Source organism: Pseudomonas farsensis (genome assembly GCF_014268805.2).
In the GTDB taxonomy this organism is placed as follows: Bacteria; Pseudomonadota; Gammaproteobacteria; order Pseudomonadales; family Pseudomonadaceae; genus Aquipseudomonas; species Aquipseudomonas farsensis.
This window is the reverse complement of sequence record NZ_JABWRF020000001.1, coordinates 1,374,376-1,397,823: the sequence shown is the minus strand read 5'-3', so window position 1 is coordinate 1,397,823 and position 23,448 is coordinate 1,374,376. Positions and strand designations below refer to the sequence as shown.

Sequence of the window (23,448 nt, the reverse complement as noted above, 5' to 3'; positions counted from 1 at the left end):
GTAGAGTTGGTTCAGAAGAACAGGTCAAGGCGGAAATAAATCGGCGCTTCACGCTCGGTCAGTGCATCGGGGCGTTCGAGTGAGCGTGCGAATGTCACGCTGGTGGCCACGTGTTGACCGCGGGCGAACAGCTCCAGCGAATGGCTGGACATGCGCCCATGCTGGTCTGCGTTGTATTGATCGCCGCGAATCACGCCCAGGTCGTAGCCAAGGCTGGTGCCGTACTCGGCGATCACCGGCCGTAGCCATGCCAGCGACACCGGCCGGGTCCAGCGCAGGTCGGTGCGCCAGTAACCGCCGCTGTCTCCCGACAGCGACTGGTCCTTGTACCCACGGATCGACGACTGCCCACCCAGGCTGGTGCGCTGGGAGCTGAACAGCACATCTTCGCTGCGCTGGCCGGTCATCAGGCTGGTCAAACTGAATGACTCGCCCCACAGCTCGAAAGGTTGCTGGTAGGTCGCGGTGGCGCTGTACTTGCGGTAGCGCGCGACCGGCTCACCTGCACGCGGATGGCCGTTATCCTGAGCATCAAGCAGGCCAATACCTTGCTGCATGCCCAGGTCGAAGTTGACGAACGCGTTGCCGATACGGCGGCCGTGATTGATGCCGAACTGCGCTTCGCTGATCCGATTGCTGCTGAACGTGAGCTTGCTGTCTTCGATGTAATTGTTGGTTCGCAGGTAGGAAATGCCGCTACTCAGGGACGTCTTGCTCAGTGCATCACGATGGACGACCCGCTCGGCCAGGAAGGCGTGGGTCTGGGTATCACCGGTTTGCTTGAAGTTGTAGCCATTGACCGGAATCTGCGAACGGTACTCGCTCTGGCTCAGGCTGTAGGTGAAGTTCCACCATCCCCAGGGCACGTTGTAGTAAAGCGCCGTGCTGCGCGAGGTATGTTGATGGTCGGTCATCGCATCGTGGTTGCCTCGCAACGACAACTGGTCGGCCAGCCCCAGCGGGTTGTCCCAGTCGAAGGTCAGGCCCATCTGCTGTTCGCCAGTGCTGCGCTGCCCGCCATTGTTTCGTGTCAGCCCGGCACGCCAAGGTTTCTGTGGGGTATTGGTGACCTCGACCTCACTACCGCCAACATTCCTGCCCGGCTTGAGCTCCATTTTCGCCTTGTTCGAAGGCAGGCGATTGAGTTGGTCGACCATTTGCTCCAGCTCGCGCAGATTAACCAAATCGCCGACATGCCCCGGAAAAGCCAGTGAAATCTCGCGATCCGAGAGATGGCTATCGGGGGCAACTTTGACCTGCTCCAGTCGCCCCTCAACGACAAGAATCTGTAAATGTCCAGTGGTCAGCTTTTGCTGAGGCAGATACGCCCGGCTCGTGACCAGGCCCCTCTCGATGTACCGGGCTGTAATCGCCTTGAGCAATGCGTTGAGTTGCGAAACACCGAGGCATTGATTGATGTATGGCCTCAACAGTCGGTCGCGCTCAGGCTCCGATAGATTGTCGGCGCCTTTGATCTCTATTTCTTGAACAGGGAAACACCTGACGTCAGCGGGGGCCGTGTGATCTGGCGATTGAGACGGAGAACCCGGTAGTTCCTTGAGGTCCTCCAAGCGTCGGCGTTGCTCTTCAAGCAGACGCTCCTGGCGATCACGAATCAGATCCGTTTCACCGGGCGTTGGCGCACCGACAGCAATACGCAGTGGGGTGAGGCTCAACAGGATACCGAGCAACGACGCTTTGCAGAGAAAGGAGGACATTTACAGTAAAGAGACGAGTAGTGGCCAAATAGTGGCGCGCAATGTACATCGTCGTCATTCTGACGTCAAAAAACAAATACGAGTTAAGGATGGTCGCCGCTCTGGACGAAGGGGAAGCGTCCCGCCCGGATCGGTGCTCGGGCCACAGCGCTGGTCAAAGCACATCAAGGCATCGAGCCAGATGATCTGGACGGGTTCGTGATTATCACTGCTGCAGTTGACCTAGGGCTGGTCGACATTCACGATCGCAAACCCTTGGTGCTGCCCCCTGAAGTGGCTAGGGAATGGATGGACCCAGCCACGTCACTGGAACGCGCCACAGCGATCGTGGAAAGCGGGTGTCGGTCGGCTGCGGACTTCAGGTGGTACGCGGTGGGCAAATCGGTGGGCAACGTACGAAACCAGGGACCAGAGTTGATTGAGCCAATTCAGTGACGATTCAGCGACTGGTGGCCAAGCGTATATAGCTGGTAGTCAGTCACGGCCTGGTAGGCTGACTCAGCGATTAAGCGGAGGCGCTCCACCTGGTCGGGCGCAACGCCAGCGGCCTGCGCTTCGTGGTACTGGCGAAGCGCGGCGATAGCCTCCTGAATCAGGGGCTCGCCCGCCTCGATCATCCCTTCGATGCTTCGTTTCATCAAACTATCCGCGTGCTTATCGCTTCGGTTAAACTGAAAGACGTGTCCGCTCACTAGAATCGGGAACGCTCGATTCGCCAGTTGCAAATGATAGCAGAGTTCATGCGGGCAGTGAGCTTACCCAGCCAAATCAGAAGCATATAAAACAAACGGCAGACAAATGTTTGACATAGCACTAAAGGCGATTGTAACGCTTATGATCACACTTTTTATTAATAAATTTCTCTCTGCATTTAGAGTGAGACAGCTATACGTGGCTGTTGACGAAGTACTTGATTGTCATGAAAAGACCGTTAACGGCTACACTGCCATCGTAACAGTATTCAACCGAGGAAAAGACAAAGAGAAGGGAATCGAAGTCATATTTCCCGAGACGACTCACTGTCAAATTTTGGCTCAAAGCCAGCCGGGCTCATCGCATACTGAAAACACTATTAAGATCGATCGACTCGCACCTGGGGAGAGCATCTCACTCAGCGTATTCATAAGTGGCAGAACGAAGCTGAGCAAAAATAAGCTTCCATTAGTAAAGTCCGAAGATGTCACAGGAAGGTCTTTCTGGGGAAAGGCGAATGTATGGCCGAGTTTGGGACCAGTAGTAGTAACAGCTTCACTGGCTCTAAGCATCACATCGCTATTGTTTTTTATAGTCTGGAAAGCTGGCAGCCCAGACAAAGTTTACTATAGCGTTCGATACCACAAATTTCTCGAACAGGGATTCACCCCTAGTTTTGATTCGGATAACTATCTAATATCTCAGAAATCCATATTTGAAAAAAAATACCCTGTGAGCGTCGATTCACTATACGTGAAAAAGGGATATATTCACTTCCCCATACAGATCACAAACACAGAAAAAAGCCCGCAGAGGATTGAAATTCGTGAAAATGGAATTGATAGGGATTACTACGAACGCGCCAACAAATTATCTAGCGTTAGCACTGCGGGGGATGCAGAGGAGCGATCGCTCAGAGTTAAATATAGCGTGCCGGATAATTTCTGGAAAAGCACGTCAGCGGAATTAAATCCGCAAGAAACAAAAACAGTTATATTCACAAGACAAATCACACCAAATTTAAAGAAACAGCACCTCTCCTTCGAAATCAAGATAAAAGGTAAGGATGCTAGCGGCGAGCTTTACTCCGACGTTTACACTTACAATGTGAGCTCATCAAAAAACATCCCCAGCGAACTTGACATCTCGGAATAGCATCTACAACTTCGCGGGAATTTTGGCATCAACGTTTAAATTCTCAGATGGGCCTGATTTACGCAAGGAATAGTAGGCCGCCTCGCACAACACCCCTGCTATTCTTGCTTTATCATAAGCCTCCGCCAGTTCTCCCGCTCGACGGTCAGCCCGCTGGAGCAAGTCGGAGAGCACCAAGGCGGCGCGGCTGGCTGCTTGGCTTCGGGCGGCAACGGAGGGATCCGGGCCGGGGCAACCGACGGTGGCGGCAAGCTTGGTGGCTTCATCACGCAGCCGCTGGCCTGCAGCAGCAGCATCCAAAGCAGCGTTATCTGCAACAATACGTTGTTCATGAGCTTCGGCCCTCGCATCGTTCTGCGCTTCCGCGCGTCGTTGTTCTTCCTGGCGGGCATCTCGCTCGCCCAACACCTCGGCCAATCGATCGCCGCTGTCGCGGGTCGCGGCCGCTGTCTCCGCTGTAGCCCGCTCGACTGACCGGCCATGCTCATATGCGCCCCAGTAGGACGCCACGACCAGCAGCAGCGCGATCACGCGAACGCCCCAGCCGCTCACGCAAGCACCTTCAAAGCCAGGTCATAGATTGCCTTTCGCTCGGGGGCGCCGTGCGGAACCCGACCAGGCTGGCCAGTGTTGATGATGCTGCCGATATCCTGAATGCGTCCGGCGTCGGCCAGCTCGTTCAGGCCGCGCTTCGACCACCACCAGGCGGCAGACTGGGCGGCGTACTCGGCTTGTTCGAGCAGCTCGGGCTGGTCCTCCAGCGGCAAGCCTAGGGCCAGGCCGGCGGCGCGGTAATTGTCGCGGCCGGTAAGCTGGATCAGCCCACGGCCACGGAACCGCCAGCCGTGGCCCGAGGATTCGGGGCCATTGCCCATACGGCCGCCGTACACGCGGTTCGCAATCTTTTCCGGCTGGCGGGCGTATGCGCCAGCGGTCTGCGAAGTGAACCGGCTTGGCCAGGTGCGCACCAGCGCCTCGGCGCTGTAGTTCAGGTTCTCCACCAGGTTGCGCAGCTGGCCTGATTCGTGGCCGACCTGCGCAAGGAATGCGGCCATACGCACCCGGCTATCGATCTTCCAGCGCAGCGCGGCGCGGTTGAGCGCGGGCAGAAAAATACCCGCAACGGGGCGGGCTTTGGGAAGGATCTGCAGCAACTGCTGCTCAGTGATGGGCGTCATGCGTTTCTCCAGGCAAAAAAATACCGGCTCATGGCCGGCTGGGTGTGCGTAGGTGCTGATCAGGCGGGCCGCACGGGGCGCAGTTCAGCCTGCGGATAGCCGGCGGCGCCGTCCTTCCAGGCGCGCAAAGCAATTCGATAATCGCGCCACTGCCGGGCGGTACCAGGCAGCGCAGCGGGGTCTTCGTCCTCAAGCATGATCAACTGCTCAGCGGCTACTGGCATTTCCTCCTCCACCCAAGCCACCTCACGTTCTGAGCCGATGCGAGCTAGGGTTTCGTCGGAGATCACCCACTCTCCGGCCTGGGTGGCCGTGTACAGCAGCGCGTCTTCATCATCTGGTCGCTGGCCGGACATTTCGACCCACCCATCTGGACAAGTGCCACCAACCTGCTGGAAATTGCCGCCGACTTCGGCGTAAACGCTCATGCTCTTGCTCTCCATACTTTCACCCGGCACGGGACCGATGTTTGGGCGGTGTTTGTCTGACCGAAGGGGTCACCGCTCGCAAACGATGTGTAGGCCACCCGACTATTACCCGTCTGGACAACAATCGTGTTGAGGTCCAGCTGGGCACCTTTAGTGCCGTAGCCACCACTGGAATAAAACCAGCCGGCATCGCCCCATTTCCCGCCAATCAGGATCTCGGCTACGACAATCACCTCATGACCCGGGAACGGATTCGCCATTTCGTAGCGTGAGTTCACCGCCACGTTTGCCGGCGCCGCCTCAGTGCCGCCGTTGGGATACAGATAGGCGAAACCGAACGAGCTCTCCAGCGCGCTCAGTCGACCGGAGAGGTCCGCATAGCTGGTGGCTAGCGCAGCGGCATCAGCAGAACCGGGATTGCTCATCGCGCCAAACAGAACCACGCCCCAAGAGCCTACACCGTGTTTGCCGAAGGTCTCGGACCCGGTGTTAGTAATCCACTTCTCCCCCGTTGAGGTCCCAGACACTGGAGCGGACGATGCAGTACCTAAACGTGGAAGTGCTGCGTAGGGAGCGGCGACCACGTTCTGCATGTAAGCATTCGTGGCGGTTGCAAGCGTACTGTTGACGTACATCATTGGGCCCAACTGGTCCTGCCGCACCGTGCCGGGTGCAAAGCCTAGAGTACCGTCACCACGGAACATCAGCGGACCGAGAGAGCCGCCCTGCATCCCGTTCCAATCCGGTACCCGGATACGGTCGTTAACAGCGTCCCAAACCCAGCAGGCACGGCTGAGCGGATCAACCTCCCAATTTTCAGCGGTTGTCACAGGGACGCTCGGCGTAGCGCTACCCAAGTCAGCGACGACCGCAGGAAATTGCGCTGTCGCGTTGTTCAGCCACTGCCCATCCGCTTTGACCACACCGGTCGGGCTATTACGTCGGTTTGGTAGCATCACCAACTCGCCAAAGAATCGCCCCGCTCCCCCTGGCCCCCACTCCCCGTTTGCCAGTAGCACACGGTTAGGCTCGCCAGGGCCTGGTGCCGGCGCCAACCCTTTTTCTCCCGCCGTCGTCTGCGTAGCCCCTTTCATGATCGGTACACCGGTCTTATAGCCGGTACCGCCCTGCTCCAGCGACAGAGGGGTAGTAAGCCCAGACAGCGAGGTAATATCGCTGTTAGCTCCACTGTTCGCTTTGTGCGACACGTTGTGCTCGGATTGGGCGGCTGCCTCAGCAGATACGCGCGCAGCCTCTGCTGACTCCTCGACGCGGTCGGCCAAAGCTCCAGTGGAGTCGCGATAGCTCAGCGCTTCGGCAGCGGCCTGCTCCGCTGCTTCCTCGTGCTGACTCGCTTCGATGCGAGAGGCCTGAGCGCCCTCTGCTGCACTTTCAGCCGCAGCGCGGTCGCCACTGGCCTTGTCGGCTGAATCGCTTGCCGCACCAGCTGACGCTTCTGCCGCCTCGGCCGACTTACTGGCAGCCTCCACGTCCTTAGTGATCTCACCCAAACCGTCCGTCACCGCTCGCAAGCGGTCGGCCGATTCTTTTACATAGCCCTGCACCGGGGTGATGGCGTAGGTGCCGCTGGCCACGTTCTCGCCCAGGTAGGCTGGAAGGATGCTCAGCACCGTGGAACTGGTGATGTTGGCGACCTCATACCAGCGCCCGTCAGGCCCAAGAAAGGCATCACCCACGCGGGCGTTAAGTGCGAAATTGGTCCCGGTACCGGCGACCGTCGTCTGGCCGGCAGCAATCGCCACCGTGCCCTGTCTGTACCACGGCATGTGTTGTTCCTCAGAGTGGTTTCATTGGACGCGAAGCGAACAGCGTCCGGCCATTCGGGCTTAGGGGATTCGCCCCTGAATTGTTCTCGCAGTAGATCTGCAGCACGGACCGATTGCCTGGCAGGAAGCCGCCGAAATTTGGCCTGATCGGGTTCGTGGTGCCTATCACGTTGGTACACGAGAACAACGCATTGGCGAGCACGTAATCGTCATAACTGCCGGTCCAGGCCATCCGATTGCTGGATGCGTAATAACTCACACCCTCAATGGGAGTGCCCGCACGATAGAAACCCGACGCAGACGGCTGACCGTTGAGTAAGGCCAAGTTCGCAGTGGTAACGAACGTCCGATTGCCATCGGCATCACGCACCGAAGCGCCGTATTCCCCAGCGGGCGAGTTCGGCGTCATGTAGCTCGCGCAGAACCAGCGGATCTGCATATAGTCGTTTGCTGCACCACCATGGTGCTTGCTGTTTGCAAACTGTTTGAGGCGGAAGCCCGTCCAGTTCCCAGGGCCGCCCGTTACATAGAATCTGCCGACCATCATGTAATTGACCGCATTCAGGAAAATCAGCGGCCTCTCGTATGTCTTGATCGGACTGGGGAAGGCCACAGTAGCCCAATCCCGGACGATTACCTCCATACCTGGACGCCAGTAAAGGCCGATCTGAAACGCACCGCTGTGACGGATCGTCAACACTCGGTTGACCGAGTCGATCTGCGTGCGGACATCGTTGTTCCGGGTCCGGATGCCGTAGGTTCCAGGCGCCTCAAATGGCTCTCCGCCCTGAGACAAGATCATCACCTGCCACGGCTCGGTTTGCGGCTGCCGCAGGTGCAGCCGGCCCGGCGAATACCAGGCCTGCGGTGAAGACGTGTACTCATTGCGATTGGTCAAGGCATCGACCACCACAAAAGATTCGGCCTTGATCTCCGGAATCGAGATGTACTGATCGAATGCCCCATTGCCTCTCACCGTCATCATTTTTATGGACCGGATCGGCGTGACTGTGGTGTCGAGCGTAATCCGGCTCAGTTCATCTCGTGTGCGCAATCCATAAAGGGCCGCCATCAGGTGAGCCTCCCGATAGCGGCGCGCTCAACGTCGTTCACGTCATAAACGTAGACGCCGCCATTGTTGAGCAACGTAGAGCCGTCGCCATCATGGCCGCGCACTGCAAAGGTGCCATTGACCATGTCGATCTCGATCAAGGGCCTGCCTTGTGGGTCAACGGCCTGGGACTTGAGCGACATGCTCAAGACCAGTTCCTGGATAAACGCCTTGTTGATGAGAGCGGTGTTGATGAACATCTGTCCGCCCTCAACCACGACCGGAGTGGTCATTACTCCCGACACCTCGTCCACAATTGCCCAGCGCTGAGCAAAGTTAAGGATTTGGCTGGTTTCCCCGTCGCTCCCGAGCAGCAGGCCGGCCTGGACCGTCTGCCCGCCCACTGTGGTCTCGGCCTTGATAGTCACCTGTGCCCCGACTTTGCCATCGAGCCGGACAACTGCCTCGCTAACTATTCCCACGGCGGCGCTGGTGTCCCCGATCGAGACATTTAGCTCCTCAGCCCTGCGAGCGAGCGCCTCCGTTTCGCTTGCCCTGACCCGTTCCTCAACCTTGATCCGGGCCTTCGTCTCCCAGCCGGCCAGCGCGTCGGCAAGGTCGCCGTCAGCGCTATCCGGGCGCCAGGCCGCTTGGAGGAGGCTAAGCTGATCAGCCGATGCAGTAACGCGACCGTCAACCTCTTCGATTCGTGCGGTAATGAGCTGCACCTGCTGGACCAGGCCGTTGGCAGTCTCCAGTGTCTGACCAACGTCCGCCCAAAGGCTGTTGTTGGGCGGCGTGTTCCCGCCCTCAGGATCGGCGGCCACCTCATGCAAGGCTTGATAGATCCGACCATCCACGACCACCAGTTGACCCTGCTCATATGCCTGATCAGGGTCATACGCCTTCAGCCCGTCCAATGCAGCGATTTGGTCTTGGAGGTCGTCGATCTCCTTCCCAAGCTCAGGGCCGAGCTGGCTGCGCTCGATCTTGTCCTTCAGCGCCTCCAGCATGGTTGTCACGTTGGTGGATGTGGACGCAGGCACTCGCAGGAAACTGCTTACCCCATAGGCGTTGCGCGAGCGTATGAAGTAGTAATAGTTAGTGAAAAATGCCAAGCCGGTGTGTGTCAGGCTTAAGCCCTGCCCGAGGTATTCAGCCTGTTCGACAGTCGCCTGAGGATCCAGGCTGTAGAAATACTCGTAGGTCCCACCATTGAGGCCGTGCTGCACATTACGCGGCAACAGGGTGATGCTCTCGACGGTCGACTGCACCGTGCACGTCTCGGGCGCCGCTGGCCCGTCGATGTTCACCGTGATGCTCGCCTCCCCGGAACGGGTGAGAGGACCGAGGGCAGCTACGGCAATGGTGTAGCGACCGGACGGAAGTCCGCCGATAGGTAACTGGAGCGTGGTGTCGGGAACTTGCTGCGCCTGAACCGCAGTGCCGCTCTGGCGCACCGTGACTGCGTATCCGGTGACGACCCCGAATGGTGGAACCCAGCTCAGCAGCCCCTGGACAACCTCAGCAGATTCGTCCCGAGCCCACACCAAATCTGTAGGTGACCCGAGCCCTCCCGATGGTAGATCGATGATACCGATAGGGTCGTACGGCTCACCCACCGCGTCGTCGAAAAGATCCTCGCTGTACTGGGTGACAGTCACCGTACATCCGTCGTCGGCAGCCATCCCCCAGTCAGTTACGATGAACTCGCCGACGATATTCAACGAAGGCAGGTTGACCCATACCACACGCCCGGGACGACAGTTGTAACCCATAAAGCTCATCGGGAACTGTAGGGAGCCGCCGGCCCGTGTGCGGCGTAACTTGATGTTGGCCAGACGCTGAGCCTGGTAGGCATTGGTGACGTAGCTCAGCGTCATGGACTCGGAGGACTCGCCTCCATCCTCGTCCACCCACTGCTGAATGCGCACCTCTGGGAAGTCGGTCTCGGCCCATGTCTGAGAGGGGTCGACAAAGGTGCCGGTCACGACGTTGATCGCGGCGTCATTGTTCACCTCGGTAGATCCAGACACCGTGCCGATAATCATGTCTTCGGTGATTTCAAAGTCATGCGGCCCATAGTAGGCGCCCGCTTGCAGCATCCATTTCCCGCCCACGCGGATCAGTTGCCCAGCGCAAGACTCCTCCAGCTTCTGCAGCACCTGGGTCCGCTGTTCGTCGGCGCCAATCACGCAGCCGGTTTGATAACGCACACCGGCAGTATCATCGGGGTTGGTGACCGCCTCGTCACACACGTTTGCCGCGCTAGCGAATGACTGAAACAAAATCTCGTCATCCGGCACCTTGCACCGCACGCGCAGGTACCACAGCAGGTGCAGGGCTGTGTTACCGCTGTAGCCGGTCAAGCCGCTGCGCGGGTCGTACATGTCCTTTCGGCCACGCACCACGAATCGGACATCTGGGATGCCCGACGGGAATTTCTCGGCACTGTGCTTTAACGAAAGACGCACAAAGGACAGGCCGCGACCGATCTGCACGTCCCTCCAATCCCGACAGTTGGCTTTGAGGAAGGCGTTCACCTTGGTCGGATCGACCACCAGCTCATAACTGGCATAGCCACCGTAGGTCTTGATGTCCTCCTCGCCCAGGTAGATCGCCTCCAGCGCATCAACAGCGCCTTCGCTGAGCACATACACCAGATGCACCCACTCACCATCGGTCTGGCTTCCGGACTGCTCCTGCGCCCACACCAAGACGCCGCCAGTGCTGACCCGACCGAGGATGAACCGCACTGGTGCTTTTGATGACCGAACAGTTTGTGCCGACGGACCGCTGCTGGACGCAACATCGCTTTTCAACGCCGCAGTTTGCTGCGACCCGATAAACAGCCCAACCGCCCCGCCGAGAATGGCAAAGCCGACACCGCCGGTAACGAATCCGAGCGCGGCACCGGCGGCCACCAACGCAATTTTCTTGACCGCCTTGCTCATTCGATCCTCCAGACCACCAGCGGTGCGCAATCGATACGCCCCACGCCCTCCTCCGACGCAGACCAGAAGTCACCGGCCCAGTACACGGCGACACCTCGGCCATTCGGTCCGTCATAGAGCGCCACGTCGCCACGCTGGGTATAAGCCGGCTCAACCCGAGAAAAACACGCGTCCCACGCGCCTTCGAGTGACCCGTGGTTCCTCTTGAGCAGGCGCTTGGCCCCCGTCTCTGTGGTGTAGCGCCCTCGGTATGACGCCGCCGGGTCTACGCCGCAAATCGCCATTGAGCAATCAGCAGCGAACAGGCAGCAATCAAACTCGCCCCATGAAAAAGGCCGCTCAGTGGCGGCCTTGATCGTGTGGGCGAGCTGCGTGGTCCAGTTTCGATTTCTCATGGTCTACTCGTAGCTGAAGGAAGGGGCGTCCTTGCTCGCGCCCCAGTAGATCGGCCAATCCGCCATCTGGGCGACCGCGTAGAAGAATCGGTCATCCTGGTGCCGAGCTCGGTGATTCTCGTCGGTCCAGCGCTCGGTCGCCGTGCGGCTCCACTCCGCCATACGGTCGACGATAGGTACCTTGATATGGTTGCCATTGTCGCCGTTGCCGCTGTATGAGAACTGCGCCGCATCCATTCGACCGCTGAACAAGATATCGGCGGCAGATTCGCCCGACTGGCTGAACACCACGAACATGAGCTTGGCGTTCCGCCCCCGACAGCCCTTGAGACTGGTTTCTGTGATGATGGTAGTGTTCAGCCCGCTGAGGGTAAGTTCGACACTCATCGGCGAGCTGGAGCTGCTGCTCTCCTGCGCCTGGCTGATTTCGCCGAAACTACCGACACCAAGGTAGGTGATTCCGTCGATTACCAAATCACCGGTGCCGGTATGCGCGAATACCATGCCGCCAGGGAAGTCCAGCTCGCATGCATAAACCGCCATGAAGTTGCCCTGAGTGATGATGTCGACTACTCGCTGACTAAATGGGAATGCCGCTGCCATTAGAACGCCTCCCGGAATTCAAGCGAGCCGTTCGACACCACCGGCCGGATAGTCACCGTGTGCGAATCGCTGGTACGCCGCATCTCCGCATACGGCGCTCGATACTCAATCGCGGCGCCGGCTCGAATGGTCTTTCGGATGGGCTTGTTGACGAGCACCTGCACCTGGCCCTCTGCGTCCGCAACAGCGTCATCAATGACCTCGAACATGACACCCTCGATGCTAATGTAATCGCCCATTGAGAACACTTTCGCGTCCGGCGTAACCCCTCCCAGTCTCATGGCAGAAGCCTGGGCGAGCGCACTAACCACGACCGGCGCCCCGATGGAGTCAGTGCGCGTGCGAGTGAACGCCGGAAGGTGGAAAGTACCAAACATGCCCTGTAGGCGCCCGATGAAGGACGTGAGAACACGCTCCTCGGCCCGCGACAGTGCGCCGAAGGTCACCTGGCACTGCCAATATGCCCCCGGATAGCCGACGATTTGCTGAGCGTTAGACAGCGTCGAGGTAAATGCCCGGTTGTTGTAAACGACGCCCCAGGTCATTTCAGTCGGGCACAACCCCTCCGGCCAAGCGATTGCCATGTGTCACTCCTGGTAGTCGATTAAGCCTTGCGCAGTTGCTGACGCGCAGGACCATTGGTGCGGAAGTCCCGAAGGACCATTTGATAGCCCATCTGAGCCCCCTGTTTGGCGGCCTCCTGGATGCGAGACAAGGTCGCCTCATCGGCAGCCCCTTGCACGCTGATGTGCTGCTGTATGGGCGGCATGGAGTTCCATTGCCCCTGATCACCGCCCTGGGACTGGATGCTTTCGAGGGTCTTGTCGAGCTTCGCACTGGTACCGGCTGTGGTTACCCGCTCACCTTTTTGCAACAACCAGGTACCTTCTCGCGGAACGCTGTCGATACCATCATGCGCCATGCCCACCAGTGCCAGGCTCGAGGCCAAGCCTGTGGTAGTGGTCAGGGCGGCAGAGGCCGGCGCAGCGTTGGCACCAAACGACGCCAGAGACGCGAGCGCCGCAGCGGGGGCGTAGGCCGTGGCCATTGCTGTACCAGTCGCGACTGCAAGCGCCGAGGAAGCGGCAGCGGCTGTATTACCGATTGCCGCGTTAACAGCCATTTGCAGGCCGATTCTTACCAGCATGCGCAGTAGATCCTCGGCAATGCCTGCGGCGAATTCTTCGAAGTTGAATTTGCCGGTCTTCACGAAGTTGACCAGCTCGTCCTCCAGGCTACTCAAGGCATTGCTGGTCACGTCGTACATCTGCGAAGACAAGTCGCGAGCATGATCCGAATAGTCCTGCCAGGCATCCTTGGCACCATCGAGCCAGTTGCTCTGCATTTCATCTTTCTTGTCGTAGTAATCCTGTTGTATCGCCAGGCGCTCAGCCAAAGCCTCGTCCAACATCTGTGTTTCTTTTTTATAGTTGGCTTCAGCGTCTGGGTCGTTCGCGAGAACAGCCTCCTTGTATTCCTTGTACATCTCGCGACGTTGCTTGTTGAAATCCTGCTCAATGGAGAGCTTCTCCCGAAGCTGCGCTCGGTATTTTTCACCCCTGCCGGCGCCGGCAAGTTCCTGCTCAAACCCATCCTGCGTGGTGCGGTTATCCTCGGCGAGGTTGAATTTCAGCGCAGCGAGCTTCTTGGCATCTTGGTCGGCCTTCAACAGCGCCTTTTTTGCATCGAGTTCGGCAGCGAGCCCCTCTAGCACTTTGCGCTGCTTGGCATTCACGCCTTCAAGCTTCCCGCTCGCCAGCTCGAAGGCCAGCTTCTCGACCTCGGTGGCATTCTTGCGCTTGTCGGTCGAGGTGTTGATCAGCTCGATCTGACGCTTGTACCCCTCCTCCATGGTCTCGAAGCGCTTTTTGAGCGCATTGGCGGCTTTGTCACCCGCAGTCTTGTTCCTGTCGGTGGTTGCCTCAATCTGCGCGAGACGCTCAGCCGCGAGCTGCTGGGGACTTTTGCGCGGAGCAACGCCAACAGACGGCGTTGGGGAGCCCGGTGCCACCATTGATCTTCCGGTAATGCTCTGCTGCTCAGGTGACGCCAGGAGCATGTTCCGCCCTGTGAGAAAGCTGGATTTGGCTGAGAAACCAGCAGCGGCGTTGAACACCTTGTTCGCCGCCTCCAGCACACGCTGCATTTCCGAAATCTTCTTGTTCGCTGACTCTTCTGCCGCCTTGTTCGCAGCGTCCTGCAGCTTTTTCTCGGCAGCAGCTGCATCGGCAAGCGCTTGCTGCCGGGCGTAAATGGCCTCCAGCTCTTTGCGCAGCGACTGCTGTTTCGCCTTATCACCAGCTTTTACAGCGTCTTTGTACTTGTCCATCACATCGATCTGCGATGCGACAAGCCTGGCTTCCTCTCGCTGCTTGTCGTTGAGCCCCATCTTGCTGGCTTCGAACTCAGCCTGGGCTTTCTTGTTTGCGCCAAACAGGTCACGGGTCTCGCGCAGCTTGCCGATGTACTCTTCCCATTTGGCCACCTGCCCCTTGGTCTGTTCCTGACTGGCATTCAGGGCAGCTCGCATCTGCTCGGTGCTTTGTGAAACCTTTTTCGTCTCGCCATCCAGCCCACGGAGCACAGCCTTGAGCTCGTCGGCCTTCTGCACGTTGTTGTCATAGTCCCTCGTCAGCCCCGCAATTTCCTTGCGGAACTCGGGATACAGGCTCGCCTGCGACTCGATCCAGGTCGTAACGCTATCGAGAGTCCTTTGCCCGCGCTCGACTTCTTCAATCATCGTGCGGAACTGTTTGGTCTGAGGCCCCAGGTCAATGCCGCGTTCAATCTTGAACGCGTAGTTATCCAGTGCAGAGCTGGCGGTGCTCAGTGCCTGTTGCTGCTCATCGATCCATTCCAGGCGCTTCACGCGCTGCTGGGCGCCGCTGAGCTTCTCGTACTTCTCCCGGACTTCATCGACTGTCGCCCCGTGAGCGCTCAGTGCCTGTGTCGCCTCGTCGGCACTGGTGCGCATCGAAAAGAAGCTGGCCGCAACGAGACCAGTTGCGACGATGAGGCCGACTGGGCCGGTGAGCAGCGCGAGCAGACCCCGGCCTGCCGCGGCGGTGAGCAGGATGGCCTTGCTGGCGTTAGATGCAGCAGCAGTTGCAGCATCGGAAGTGCGAACCGCAGCATTCACGGCGAGCGTTGTTTCCCCATACGCCGCAACCGCTGCGGTTCTGACGGCGTAAGCCGCCTGCATCTCAGCGGATGTTGCAGCTGTCGTTGCAGCAAGCTGCGCTTCGGCGGCCTGGATCTGCCTGATGATGGCCACTTCGTCCAGCCGGGCCGCAGCCATTCGCGCGATGGCCAGTGCCCGCCCCTGCTCGTTGATTTGCGCCTTGAGCCGCTGTCCTTCAAGGCTCCTTTCGGCGGCCAACGTGGCCTGAACCGACTTGAGATTGTTGATCTCCGACGTCTGCCGCATGCGATCAGCCGCGATCTTCTGTTCTGCCGTGACGACTTCAAGCCTAGCTCGCTCCATCAGCGCCAGTGCATCGGCCTGTCGAGATTTCGCTGTTTCCAGCGCCTGCCGAGAGGCAGCGGAATCAGCATTGACCGCGCCCCATTGGGCCGCTGTGGTCGCGACCAATGCAGCCGCCTGCTGGATCGAGGCTTTCGTTGCGAGCGCAAAGCTGCTGGCAGCCTGGGCGCCGGATAGCGCCAGTCGAGCCCCGAACACATAAGCCAGAGTTTCTGCCGCGCTCGAAAAGCTCTGGATCGTCTTCGCAGTCGTTGTCGCATTGGATGTGAAGCCGTCAAGTGCCTTGGATGCGCTCACGATGCTCGAGGAGATCGTTGCGCTGACACCAGACGCCTGATCCAGCCTACCCACGACCTGAGTGAACGAGTTTTCCAGCGCCGTGAGGCTGTTGCCGATCGTGACGGCAGTTTTGCCGAAAAGCTCATCGACAGCCTGCTGCTGCGCCTGGAGTGCTTTTACCACTGCGTCGGCGGTAAGTAGGCCAGCGGCGCCGAGGGTGCGCAGCTCGCCGACTGTCTTGCCCATGCCTGCCGCAATAGCCTGCGCCAGGGCCGGCGCCTGCTCCATGACCGAGTTCAGTTCCTCGCCACGCAGCGTGCCAGAGGCAAATGCCTGACCCAGCTGGATCAAAGCGGCGTTTGCCGATGCCGCGTTAGCGCCAGAAATGGCCATCGTCTTACTGATGGTGCCCACGATGCCGGCGACGCCCTCACCAGAGAGCTTCAATTCTTTTTGGTTGGTCGCAATGCGCTGATAAAGCTCCGCCGTCGCGGTCAGCGGCTGATACGAGCTCTGCGCGATCGAGAACACCGCTTTCTGGGCAGCAGCAAGCTGAGCAGAACCCTCGGTCACCAGCAACATGCGGCTGGTGAGAGTGGTGTAGGCCTCCGATGCCGCATAAACGGCTTGGAGGCTAAAGGCGGAGGCCAATGACGCTGAAACCGTAGCCGCAACCCCGGAAAGGGACGTAAAACTGCCCTGCATCGCGGAGACCCGCGCCGCAGCAGAGTCTGCCGCACTGCCGGTTCGGGACAGGGACCGCGAAGCCTGGTCCATGCCCTGTTGAAACCCACCGATCCTGGCAATTAGGTCCAGAGTCAGGGTGCCAAGCGAGCGGCTCGCCATTGCTTTTCTCCATGTCGCAAAAGGCCCGCCGAAGCGGGCCTTACGGTTTGTCTAGCAGTGCTAAGCCACTGGAAAATGGACGCTATCGCTACTGAACAGGACAGCCTGCAGATCACGCCCACTCGGCCATCGCCTGCTCAAGCGCAGTCCCCGGCTGAACTCGATGTGGCATGAAATCTTGAACATCGGCCTTGCCGCCTGCGCCTCGATTGACCTGCTGCGCAACGATTGCTGCGGCCAGCTCCCCTCGATACGCCAAGTTGAGCGATCCATGCTTGTCGCGGTAAGCCACCCAAGCCAGCACCTCCGCGTAGGAAAGTGCTGCTTTGGCCTCAGCAATTGATTTGCCGCCGATCCCGTTCAGCACCAGTTCATGCCACAGCTCGTCGGCCGAGGTTAGCTCTTTGCTTCGGGGTTATTCACTTCATTGACGGCTTTGAGCAACAGCAGGCCAAGCGCTTGGTCGAGGTTGACAGCGTCTTCATATGGCAGTGGCTCGTCACCATCCTTACCCAGCATGATCGAATCAGCCAGGTAACGAGCATTCCGGGACGCCTTCGACTCGTCGGCGGCATACATCTGCTCCATTGCGCCAAAGGAGTGTCGGCGGACGTGCACGGTGAACTCGTCGGTAACTTCCTTGCCCGCCACGTCGAGATGCTTCCACTCGATCTTTTTGGCCACCAGGGCATCAAGGATGACGCCCCCTTTCTTTTTCAGTTGCGCGAGATTCATGGCGCCCCCTTAGGCGGTTTTCTTGATCCAGGCAGAACCGCCTGAGCGTTGGATGGATACTGCGGTGCTGACCACGGCGTTGGCGGCGAAGTCGAACGGGAAGTCAGCGACATAGCCCTCGAACACGAACCAGGTGCGGCTGTCCGGCAGCTCGAAGTCATCGCCTTCGGCGTTCAGCGTCGGCGCTGCGGTGCCATCGGACCAGCCAACCGCCCACTTCATGGTGGTATCACCGTTCGCTTCGGAAAGCTGGTGCAGGCGAACGTGACTGGCGCTGTTGGGATCGGCGTTGATGGTCAGGGAGGCTTGGCCGGGGGTGCGCAGGCCGGGCTTGTAAGTGCGCTCGTTGGAGCTGAGGCAGGTGTCCTCGATCTGCTCTTTCGGCGCGCCGCCGGGGTTGAAGGCTGTGGCGCACTCGACTTCCACCACGGTGAAAGGGCCGGTGCCGCTAAGCGGCGGCATCAGGGAAAATACCTGGGTTCCTTGGGTCAAAATCGACATGGTTATCTCCTGTCGGGCAAAGAAAAGCCCGCACTGGGCGGGCTGGGTTGTTTCATCGGCGGACTATCCAATCCACATCAAAGCTTCGGTGGCAGTCCTTCGTCTTGGGGTCGCGATCGGTCGCGCCCCAGCGCACGACATAGGCGATCGGCTCAATGGCGTCACACAGCGCTTTGGTCACTGCCTGTACCGGGTCGGCAGTGGCCGCATACACGTCGAGTTGCAGGGTGAACCTGTCTGAGTCGGGTCGCCCCGCCAGGTAGTTCTCAGGGCTGCCGTTGATTACGCTCCAGACGACGTACGGCTTCACGGGCTTTTCCGGCGCTTCGCCGAACGAGTAGAGCCGGCAGTCGATGCCAGCACCGATCAGCGCTGCTACACCGGGATCAGCAGAGCAGACTGCGAAAATTGGCGCCTCCATCAAGACCCTCTCAATGCCGCATCGACTTCTTGACCGAGCACCTGAATGAAGCGATCGGTTACCGCTGTGACGTTGCTCGAAAATGCCGGACGCATGAACGGTGCCGGCGGCGTGTGCTGGGTACCGAACTCGAGGTAGCGCCAGTGCCGGGTGTCGCCACCAGGATTCCCGCCTGCATCCTTGCTGTGCTGGTTCGAGCCAGCGCCGCCGCGAATACCCACTTTCATCACCACCCCGCCCTCACTGCGGCCCTGCCGACCTGATTCTTGGGTGACGATGTTCTTCCAGATCTTCTCGGCGGTTTCAGGATCATCGATTGCCTTCGCGCGGGCTCGCGCATCGTCCCGGACGACGTTCATTGCCTGACGGGCAGCCTTACGCAGCCCCTTTCTACGCAGCTTTGGCGCTAGACCGAGCATCGTCTCGATGATTGGTTTCGCGCCCTGCAGGCGTGCCGAGATCTCGTCAGCCATCTTTCACCCCCTTCGAAACGAGGATCGTCAGATACTCCAAACCGGACTTCGGATCCTCGAGGGGCGGACCTTCGAAGCTGTACACCTCGCCGCGGTAGATCGCCCGCATGGTTGGGAGCACTCCGGCGCGGTACCGGATGACCATTCGCGCGGTGGCCTCGGATTGCGCGGCCTGGGCCGCGACCAGATCGCGAGCTGAAAGCGGCTCGACGCGGGCGGGGCACTTGGGCCAGCGCACAGTCCATTGCGGCTCGCCGAACGCACCGGTTTTCGGGTCTCGGGGAGTGGTTTTCTCCTCGATGTCGATGCGATGCCGGAGCTTGCCGGCCTGCATTACACACCCATCCGGATGCGGTACGGCATCAGCAGGTGCTGAGACGCCAACGGAAGCTCGACCGCAGTCGCTCCGGTGACAACCTCCTCGCGATTGGCGAACAGATGGCCAAGCTTGAGCAGACAGGCAGCCTGGATCGAAGGGTTTATAACCATGCCATAGGCGATAGCGTCGGCCTGGTCGTAGGCGGCGGCCAGCGCCTTTCTGGCGTGCTCAAGCAGACGGCAGCGTATGGTGTGATCCTGCTCCGCGTCAGCAGCATCTACAGCCGCAGCGTTCGCTTCCTTGGCTTCCTGCATCATTTCCTGCACGCCAGCGCGAGCAGCATCGAGGACAACCTGATCCAGGTAGAAGCGGCGGTTTAGAAAATTCATCGCCGCATCCTCCGCAGCACCAAGCTGTGCTTCGACTAGTGCCTGATCTTCTGGCTCTGCCAACAGGTGATGCATGGCCAAGTCGATTGCAATTACTGGCATGCCGTCACTCCTTCAGAGGATGTAGGGACGCCAGCTTTCGCTCCATCAGCTCTTCAGCATGGCGACGAGGAACCGAATAGGCCGGACCACCGCGACGACGCAACTCACCTTCATCCATGTAGGACCGCATCGGGTAAATCTGGAGCGCCACAGGATTGAGGTTGTCCAGCACCCGCTCCTCGACTACCGACTCATCGAGGCCATCCCCGGCAATGCCCTCCACTGGTTCGTCCCGGACGGATTCAGCAGGATCGCCCGCTACCACGGCAGAAGGATTGGAGGCGGCGACCAGACCCTCTGCCCCAACATTTGGCTCACGCCCCGCAATTTCCTGCTGCTGCGGAGCTAAGTTCGCTGCAAGGGCTGGAGCCGCTACGGAAGCGCCGTCCTCGCCAGTGCCCGGTGAAAGCGTGACCTCAGTCGGAAGCGGCAAAACACCACCCTCAGACTTGCCGTTGACGGGTTGAGAGGCTGAAGCAGCGTCTTGCACCTCAACCGCGGCCTCTGGTTTTTCCTGTTTACGTGCCATAGGAATACTCCAGTCAGGCGCCATTGCTGACGCCGTTGTGCGGGGAAGTTAAGGCGTGCCGGTCAGTTGGCCGGTGACGAAGGCCTCGTCGCGGTAGATGGCGAAGGCAAGGCGCTCCTCGGCGCGGATAGTCGCCATGTTGTTCTCGAAATCCTTGTCGTTCTCGGTGGAGATCAACACTTCAATTTCCATGCGATCGAAGATCTGCGCGCCGAGCTTGAACGCACCGACAAGGAAGTCGTCTTGAGTCATGGCCTGAGTGGAAACCACCGGGCGATTCCAGAGCTTTGCACTGGTTCCTTCCTGAGGCTGGCCAATGATGTAACGCCCCTCCCCGTCTTTGGTCAGCTCGATGGCCGCCCAGTCGATTGGGTTGAGGACGATACCGTCCGAGGGGAACTCCGCCAGTTCGGCTTGCAAGAGCGCCAGGCGCAGTCGGTCGATACGCTGCTCACCCACAACGGATACGCCAGCGGGCTGGGCGTACAGCTGGGCAACAGTCATGAGGCCCTGCAAATTCGCACCGGAGCCGTTGCCGTAGAGCAGTTGAGCTTCTTCTGCCATGTTCAGGCCATAGCGGGCACGCGCGTCGATGTAACTCTGCAGTGCTTTGGCGTCATCAAGCATCTGGCGGCTCGCCTTGAACAGGTGAGCAATAGTGCGGACGTTCGCGGTCGCCAGGGCGAAGGTGATGTCGGAGTACGGCTTGGCGGTTCCTTCCGCGACCGTGCGCGCGTTGTTGGTGTAGCCAGTCTCACGGATGTACTCGATGGAGTTCGACTCCGTCTCGCCAGGCGCCACCAGGTCGCGAATCGTCAATCGACGCTGTGGCGGCGCCACAACACCGGCCAGGCGCTGGGCAGGAACCAGGTCACCGCCGGTAGCAGTGGTGATGGCGGCGCGCGGCACGGATACGCGTCGCGAACCACGGAAGGAGGCGCTCATGTCCTTCATTTCTTCGCTTTCGATCACCAAAGCGCCGACCGACTTTTGAGGCTCCTCTTGGTGATTGCGGTCGCGATTGGCGTTGACGAGCTTTTGCTCGGCTTCACCCAGGCGAGCGTTGAGTTCGCCTTGCTTGGTCAGCAGCTCGTCGACCTTGGCGCGAGTTTCGGTATTCATATCACCGGACGCCTTGATCTGCTTCTCGACCGCCTCGGCCTGGCTCTTGATTTGATCGCCAATGCCCTTGAGGCTGGCGTTGAGTTCCTTGACTTGGGCTTCAAAGTCCATGGTCACTGTCCTTGCAAAGAATTGAGTAGATTGGTTGCCGCGCTCAGAGAGGCGGAGAGGTCTGGCGCGACAGCGCGGGGCTTATCGGTCGAGGCAGCGTTATGCGTGCCCCCGCCGGCAGCGCGAGGCATACCGGACTTGAAACTGGCGAACAGTTCACGGCGCTCAGAACGAGGCATGCCGCCCTTGGCCAAGGCAACATCCATGGCCTTGAGCGCATTGGCCTGGGCTGCGTCTTCGGTCTCACGCTCGGTGACTTCGCTGGACGACAGCAGCCCTGTGGCCAGGCCCAGCTCAACGGCACGCTTGCCGCGAATGTAGGTTTCGTCGTCCATCAGCTCGGCCATGTCTTCAGCCGGCTGCCCGCTGGTCTCGGCGTAGAGGTCGGCCATGGCGGCATCGAACTCTTCCATGTCATCGGCGATGTCGCGAAGGTAGTGACGATTGCCGGCGAGCCAGGTCCAGCAGTTGTGGATCATCAGGAAGGCACTGCTGGCCACCTCTCGTTTCTTGCCTGCGAGGAAAACGATCGAAGCAGCGCTAGCCGCCATGCCGAGCACCTTGGTGGTGACCTGGTGACTGTGCTCCTGAAGGCGGTGGTAAATGGCGATGCCTTCAAACATGTCGCCGCCTGGCGAGTTGATATAGACGGTGACATCGCGCTCACCGATGGCGCGCAGCGCTGCATCGATCCGCTTGAGCGTGACGCCCTCGCCGTACCAGTCTTCGCCGATCACCCCATACACCGTGATGGTGTCTGAGGTGTTCTCAACGGCCGCTTGGATGGCGGGGTTCCATTTATCGAGCGCGCGCGGGCTCATCTCGCTGCGCAGGCCGCGAGACTGAATTTTGTGTTTCATGGATTACTCCGGTGAGGTGCTGTCCGGCTCTTGCAGCCAGTTCATCAGTGCGGCCCGAACGGCCTGCCCATCGTTTTGCTTGCCCAGCTGCTCCAGCGGCACCAGGTTGGACTGAACCGTGAGCACGTCCCCTCCAGGCATATGAGGCATGTTGTCTTTGCGCCGCCCTTCGTTGCGAGTGATGAAACCGTTCTGAGCCATGGTGCTCAGGTACGCCGCGCGTCCGGTGCTGTCTGCCCTCAAGAACGCCTCAAGCGAGAATTCCGAATAGAAGTTGATGCGGTCTACCGCCGTCATGCACCACTTGTTTACGCACTGCTCGATAGGCGATGTGAAAGACATGATGCAGTAGGTGAGGAATGCGATCTGCTGCTGCTCCAGACCGGTTCCCCAGTTGCTGCCCTTGTCCGTCTTCATCACCATCCAGGGCGGAACACCGAACCAACGGCAGATTTCCTCGACACTGTGTCCTCTGGACTCCAGCAACTGGGCGTCGGCAGGATTGATGCCGATCATCTCAGGCTTTACGCCTTGCTCGAGCACGGGGCTTTTCCCGGCGTTGAGCGCCCCTGAGATGGTCTTGACGTACTCGCGGAACTCAACGCGCTGGGCCGGATTCAGCGTCTTGTCCACCGAAAACGCCACCGTTGGCATCATGCCGTTACGGAAGGTGCTATTCGCCGCGTCGTCGGCTGACATCGCCGAACCGAACACATCCGCGCCGTAACGAATGGCGGAAAGCCCTACCCGGCCATCCAGCGTGAATGCCGGGATGTGCAGCATGTTCTGCCGAACAATCTCTCGACGCGCGCCCTTCCTAGGCCTGAAGAAGTACCTCAGCCGACCATCATCATCGAATTCGAGGTCGACTCTGGACGGCATCAGAAAGTCCAGCGCGATGACGCGGCCTGCGGATCGGTGGATTTCGCAGTAGGCGTTGCCCCACAGCAACATCGAGGCAACGACTGCCTGCCAGAAATGGAAGGCGGCCATGTCTTCGTTCGGGCTGGTGTGCACCACGTCATAAAGCGGGAAATCCCGCGCACTCTCGCGGCTACCATCTGGCATCCGCCTGTAAATACTCAACGGCAGGCCAGCCACCGAGGTCGAGATGATGCGGACACATGCCCAAACCGTGGAAAGACGCATCGCCTTGTCCACACTGACTGACTTGCCGCTGCTGGACTGGGCACCAGAGAAGGCGCTCCAGAACCCGCCATCCGACAGCTTGATGGTCCTGCCCAGCCACTCTCCCACACTGGCTGACGGCTTGGTGGCTGCAGCGCCCAATGCCTGGGATAAGGTTTTAATCACT

At 59.5% G+C, this 23,448-nt stretch carries 24 protein-coding genes and 1 pseudogene; 2 read left to right on the top strand and 23 right to left on the bottom strand.

Translation table 11 applies throughout. The features are described from left to right. Window positions 1-11: 11 nt before the first annotated feature. Entirely contained in the window at window positions 12-1,718 is a 1,707-nt protein-coding gene (locus HU719_RS06335) for a ShlB/FhaC/HecB family hemolysin secretion/activation protein (RefSeq protein WP_217843695.1), read from the bottom strand. Between the two features lie 87 nt (window positions 1,719-1,805). On the opposite strand from HU719_RS06335, the pseudogene HU719_RS06330 reads away from it, so the two are divergent. After that, window positions 1,806-2,153 (top strand): annotated as a pseudogene (locus HU719_RS06330) (SOS response-associated peptidase family protein); the annotation flags it as partial. Here the strand turns inward: HU719_RS06330 and HU719_RS06325 are convergent. Next, the gene (locus HU719_RS06325) at window positions 2,147-2,356 is read right to left on the bottom strand and encodes a hypothetical protein (protein ID WP_437179642.1); all 210 of its coding nucleotides are present in this window, start codon (window positions 2,354-2,356) and stop codon (window positions 2,147-2,149) included. The pseudogene HU719_RS06330 and the gene HU719_RS06325 overlap by 7 nt on opposite strands. 160 nt (window positions 2,357-2,516) lie before the next feature. Here HU719_RS06325 and HU719_RS06320 point away from each other — a divergent pair, with 160 nt between their 5' ends. Then, on the top strand, window positions 2,517-3,566 hold the full coding sequence (locus HU719_RS06320) for a hypothetical protein (protein WP_186535488.1): 1,050 nt from the start codon (window positions 2,517-2,519) through the stop codon (window positions 3,564-3,566). A 3-nt stretch (window positions 3,567-3,569) separates the two neighbouring features. Here HU719_RS06320 and HU719_RS06315 read toward each other — a convergent pair whose 3' ends face one another. The 21 genes from HU719_RS06315 to HU719_RS06215 all read right to left on the bottom strand — a co-directional run bounded on the left by HU719_RS06315 (window position 3,570) and on the right by HU719_RS06215 (window position 23,447). Next, the gene (locus tag HU719_RS06315) at window positions 3,570-4,118 is read right to left on the bottom strand and encodes a DUF2514 domain-containing protein (RefSeq protein WP_186535487.1); all 549 of its coding nucleotides are present in this window, start codon (window positions 4,116-4,118) and stop codon (window positions 3,570-3,572) included. Next, on the bottom strand, window positions 4,115-4,744 hold the full coding sequence (locus HU719_RS06310; protein ID WP_186535486.1) for a glycoside hydrolase family 19 protein: 630 nt from the start codon (window positions 4,742-4,744) through the stop codon (window positions 4,115-4,117). The genes HU719_RS06315 and HU719_RS06310 overlap by 4 nt, the downstream gene beginning before the upstream one ends. Before the next feature lie 59 nt (window positions 4,745-4,803). After that, the gene (locus HU719_RS06305; protein WP_186535484.1) at window positions 4,804-5,172 is read right to left on the bottom strand and encodes a hypothetical protein; all 369 of its coding nucleotides are present in this window, start codon (window positions 5,170-5,172) and stop codon (window positions 4,804-4,806) included. Further along, window positions 5,169-6,959 (bottom strand): hypothetical protein, encoded by a 1,791-nt coding sequence (locus tag HU719_RS06300; RefSeq protein ID WP_186535492.1) that lies wholly within the window; start codon window positions 6,957-6,959, stop codon window positions 5,169-5,171. The genes HU719_RS06305 and HU719_RS06300 overlap by 4 nt, the downstream gene beginning before the upstream one ends. 10 nt (window positions 6,960-6,969) lie before the next feature. Further along, window positions 6,970-8,031 carry a hypothetical protein gene (locus tag HU719_RS06295; RefSeq protein WP_186535482.1) on the bottom strand — a complete coding sequence of 354 codons (1,062 nt, stop codon included), beginning with the start codon at window positions 8,029-8,031 and terminating at the stop codon, window positions 6,970-6,972. Continuing rightward, window positions 8,031-10,964 carry a phage tail tip fiber protein gene (locus HU719_RS06290; protein ID WP_186535480.1) on the bottom strand — a complete coding sequence of 978 codons (2,934 nt, stop codon included), beginning with the start codon at window positions 10,962-10,964 and terminating at the stop codon, window positions 8,031-8,033. The genes HU719_RS06295 and HU719_RS06290 overlap by 1 nt, the downstream gene beginning before the upstream one ends. Further along, the gene (locus HU719_RS06285; protein ID WP_186535478.1) at window positions 10,961-11,359 is read right to left on the bottom strand and encodes a DUF6950 family protein; all 399 of its coding nucleotides are present in this window, start codon (window positions 11,357-11,359) and stop codon (window positions 10,961-10,963) included. Before HU719_RS06285 ends, HU719_RS06290 begins: the two co-directional genes overlap by 4 nt. A 3-nt stretch (window positions 11,360-11,362) precedes the next feature. Further along, window positions 11,363-11,962 carry a hypothetical protein gene (locus HU719_RS06280; protein WP_186535476.1) on the bottom strand — a complete coding sequence of 200 codons (600 nt, stop codon included), beginning with the start codon at window positions 11,960-11,962 and terminating at the stop codon, window positions 11,363-11,365. After that, window positions 11,962-12,546, bottom strand: coding sequence for a hypothetical protein (locus tag HU719_RS06275; protein WP_186518964.1), 585 nt, complete (start codon window positions 12,544-12,546; stop codon window positions 11,962-11,964). The genes HU719_RS06280 and HU719_RS06275 overlap by 1 nt, the downstream gene beginning before the upstream one ends. Window positions 12,547-12,566: 20 nt before the next feature. Beyond that, on the bottom strand, window positions 12,567-16,571 hold the full coding sequence (locus HU719_RS06270; RefSeq protein WP_186535475.1) for a phage tail tape measure protein: 4,005 nt from the start codon (window positions 16,569-16,571) through the stop codon (window positions 12,567-12,569). A 112-nt stretch (window positions 16,572-16,683) separates the two neighbouring features. Then, the gene (locus tag HU719_RS06265) at window positions 16,684-16,938 is read right to left on the bottom strand and encodes a phage tail assembly protein T (RefSeq protein WP_186535473.1); all 255 of its coding nucleotides are present in this window, start codon (window positions 16,936-16,938) and stop codon (window positions 16,684-16,686) included. Window positions 16,939-16,967: 29 nt separating this feature from the next. After that, entirely contained in the window at window positions 16,968-17,306 is a 339-nt protein-coding gene (locus tag HU719_RS06260) for a phage tail assembly chaperone family protein, TAC (RefSeq protein WP_186535471.1), read from the bottom strand. Between the two features lie 9 nt (window positions 17,307-17,315). Continuing rightward, a complete protein-coding gene (locus HU719_RS06255) occupies window positions 17,316-17,807 on the bottom strand; it encodes a phage tail tube protein (RefSeq protein ID WP_186535469.1) in 492 nt (163 codons plus the stop codon). A gap of 52 nt (window positions 17,808-17,859) precedes the next feature. Then, window positions 17,860-18,228, bottom strand: a complete 369-nt coding sequence (locus HU719_RS06250) for a DUF3168 domain-containing protein (RefSeq protein ID WP_186535467.1) — start codon at window positions 18,226-18,228, stop codon at window positions 17,860-17,862. After that, window positions 18,228-18,701, bottom strand: coding sequence for an HK97-gp10 family putative phage morphogenesis protein (locus HU719_RS06245; RefSeq protein ID WP_186535465.1), 474 nt, complete (start codon window positions 18,699-18,701; stop codon window positions 18,228-18,230). The genes HU719_RS06250 and HU719_RS06245 overlap by 1 nt, the downstream gene beginning before the upstream one ends. Beyond that, window positions 18,694-19,035 (bottom strand): phage head closure protein, encoded by a 342-nt coding sequence (locus HU719_RS06240; RefSeq protein WP_186518978.1) that lies wholly within the window; start codon window positions 19,033-19,035, stop codon window positions 18,694-18,696. Before HU719_RS06240 ends, HU719_RS06245 begins: the two co-directional genes overlap by 8 nt. After that, the gene (locus HU719_RS06235) at window positions 19,035-19,511 is read right to left on the bottom strand and encodes a head-tail connector protein (RefSeq protein ID WP_186535463.1); all 477 of its coding nucleotides are present in this window, start codon (window positions 19,509-19,511) and stop codon (window positions 19,035-19,037) included. Before HU719_RS06235 ends, HU719_RS06240 begins: the two co-directional genes overlap by 1 nt. 4 nt (window positions 19,512-19,515) lie before the next feature. Further along, window positions 19,516-20,040, bottom strand: a complete 525-nt coding sequence (locus HU719_RS06230) for a hypothetical protein (RefSeq protein WP_186535461.1) — start codon at window positions 20,038-20,040, stop codon at window positions 19,516-19,518. Between the two features lie 48 nt (window positions 20,041-20,088). Beyond that, window positions 20,089-21,273, bottom strand: a complete 1,185-nt coding sequence (locus HU719_RS06225) for a phage major capsid protein (protein ID WP_186535460.1) — start codon at window positions 21,271-21,273, stop codon at window positions 20,089-20,091. 2 nt (window positions 21,274-21,275) lie between these two features. Then, a complete protein-coding gene (locus HU719_RS06220) occupies window positions 21,276-22,133 on the bottom strand; it encodes a head maturation protease, ClpP-related (protein WP_186535459.1) in 858 nt (285 codons plus the stop codon). Window positions 22,134-22,136: 3 nt separating this feature from the next. Continuing rightward, window positions 22,137-23,447, bottom strand: coding sequence for a phage portal protein (locus HU719_RS06215; protein ID WP_186535458.1), 1,311 nt, complete (start codon window positions 23,445-23,447; stop codon window positions 22,137-22,139). Window position 23,448: the final 1 nt, after the last annotated feature.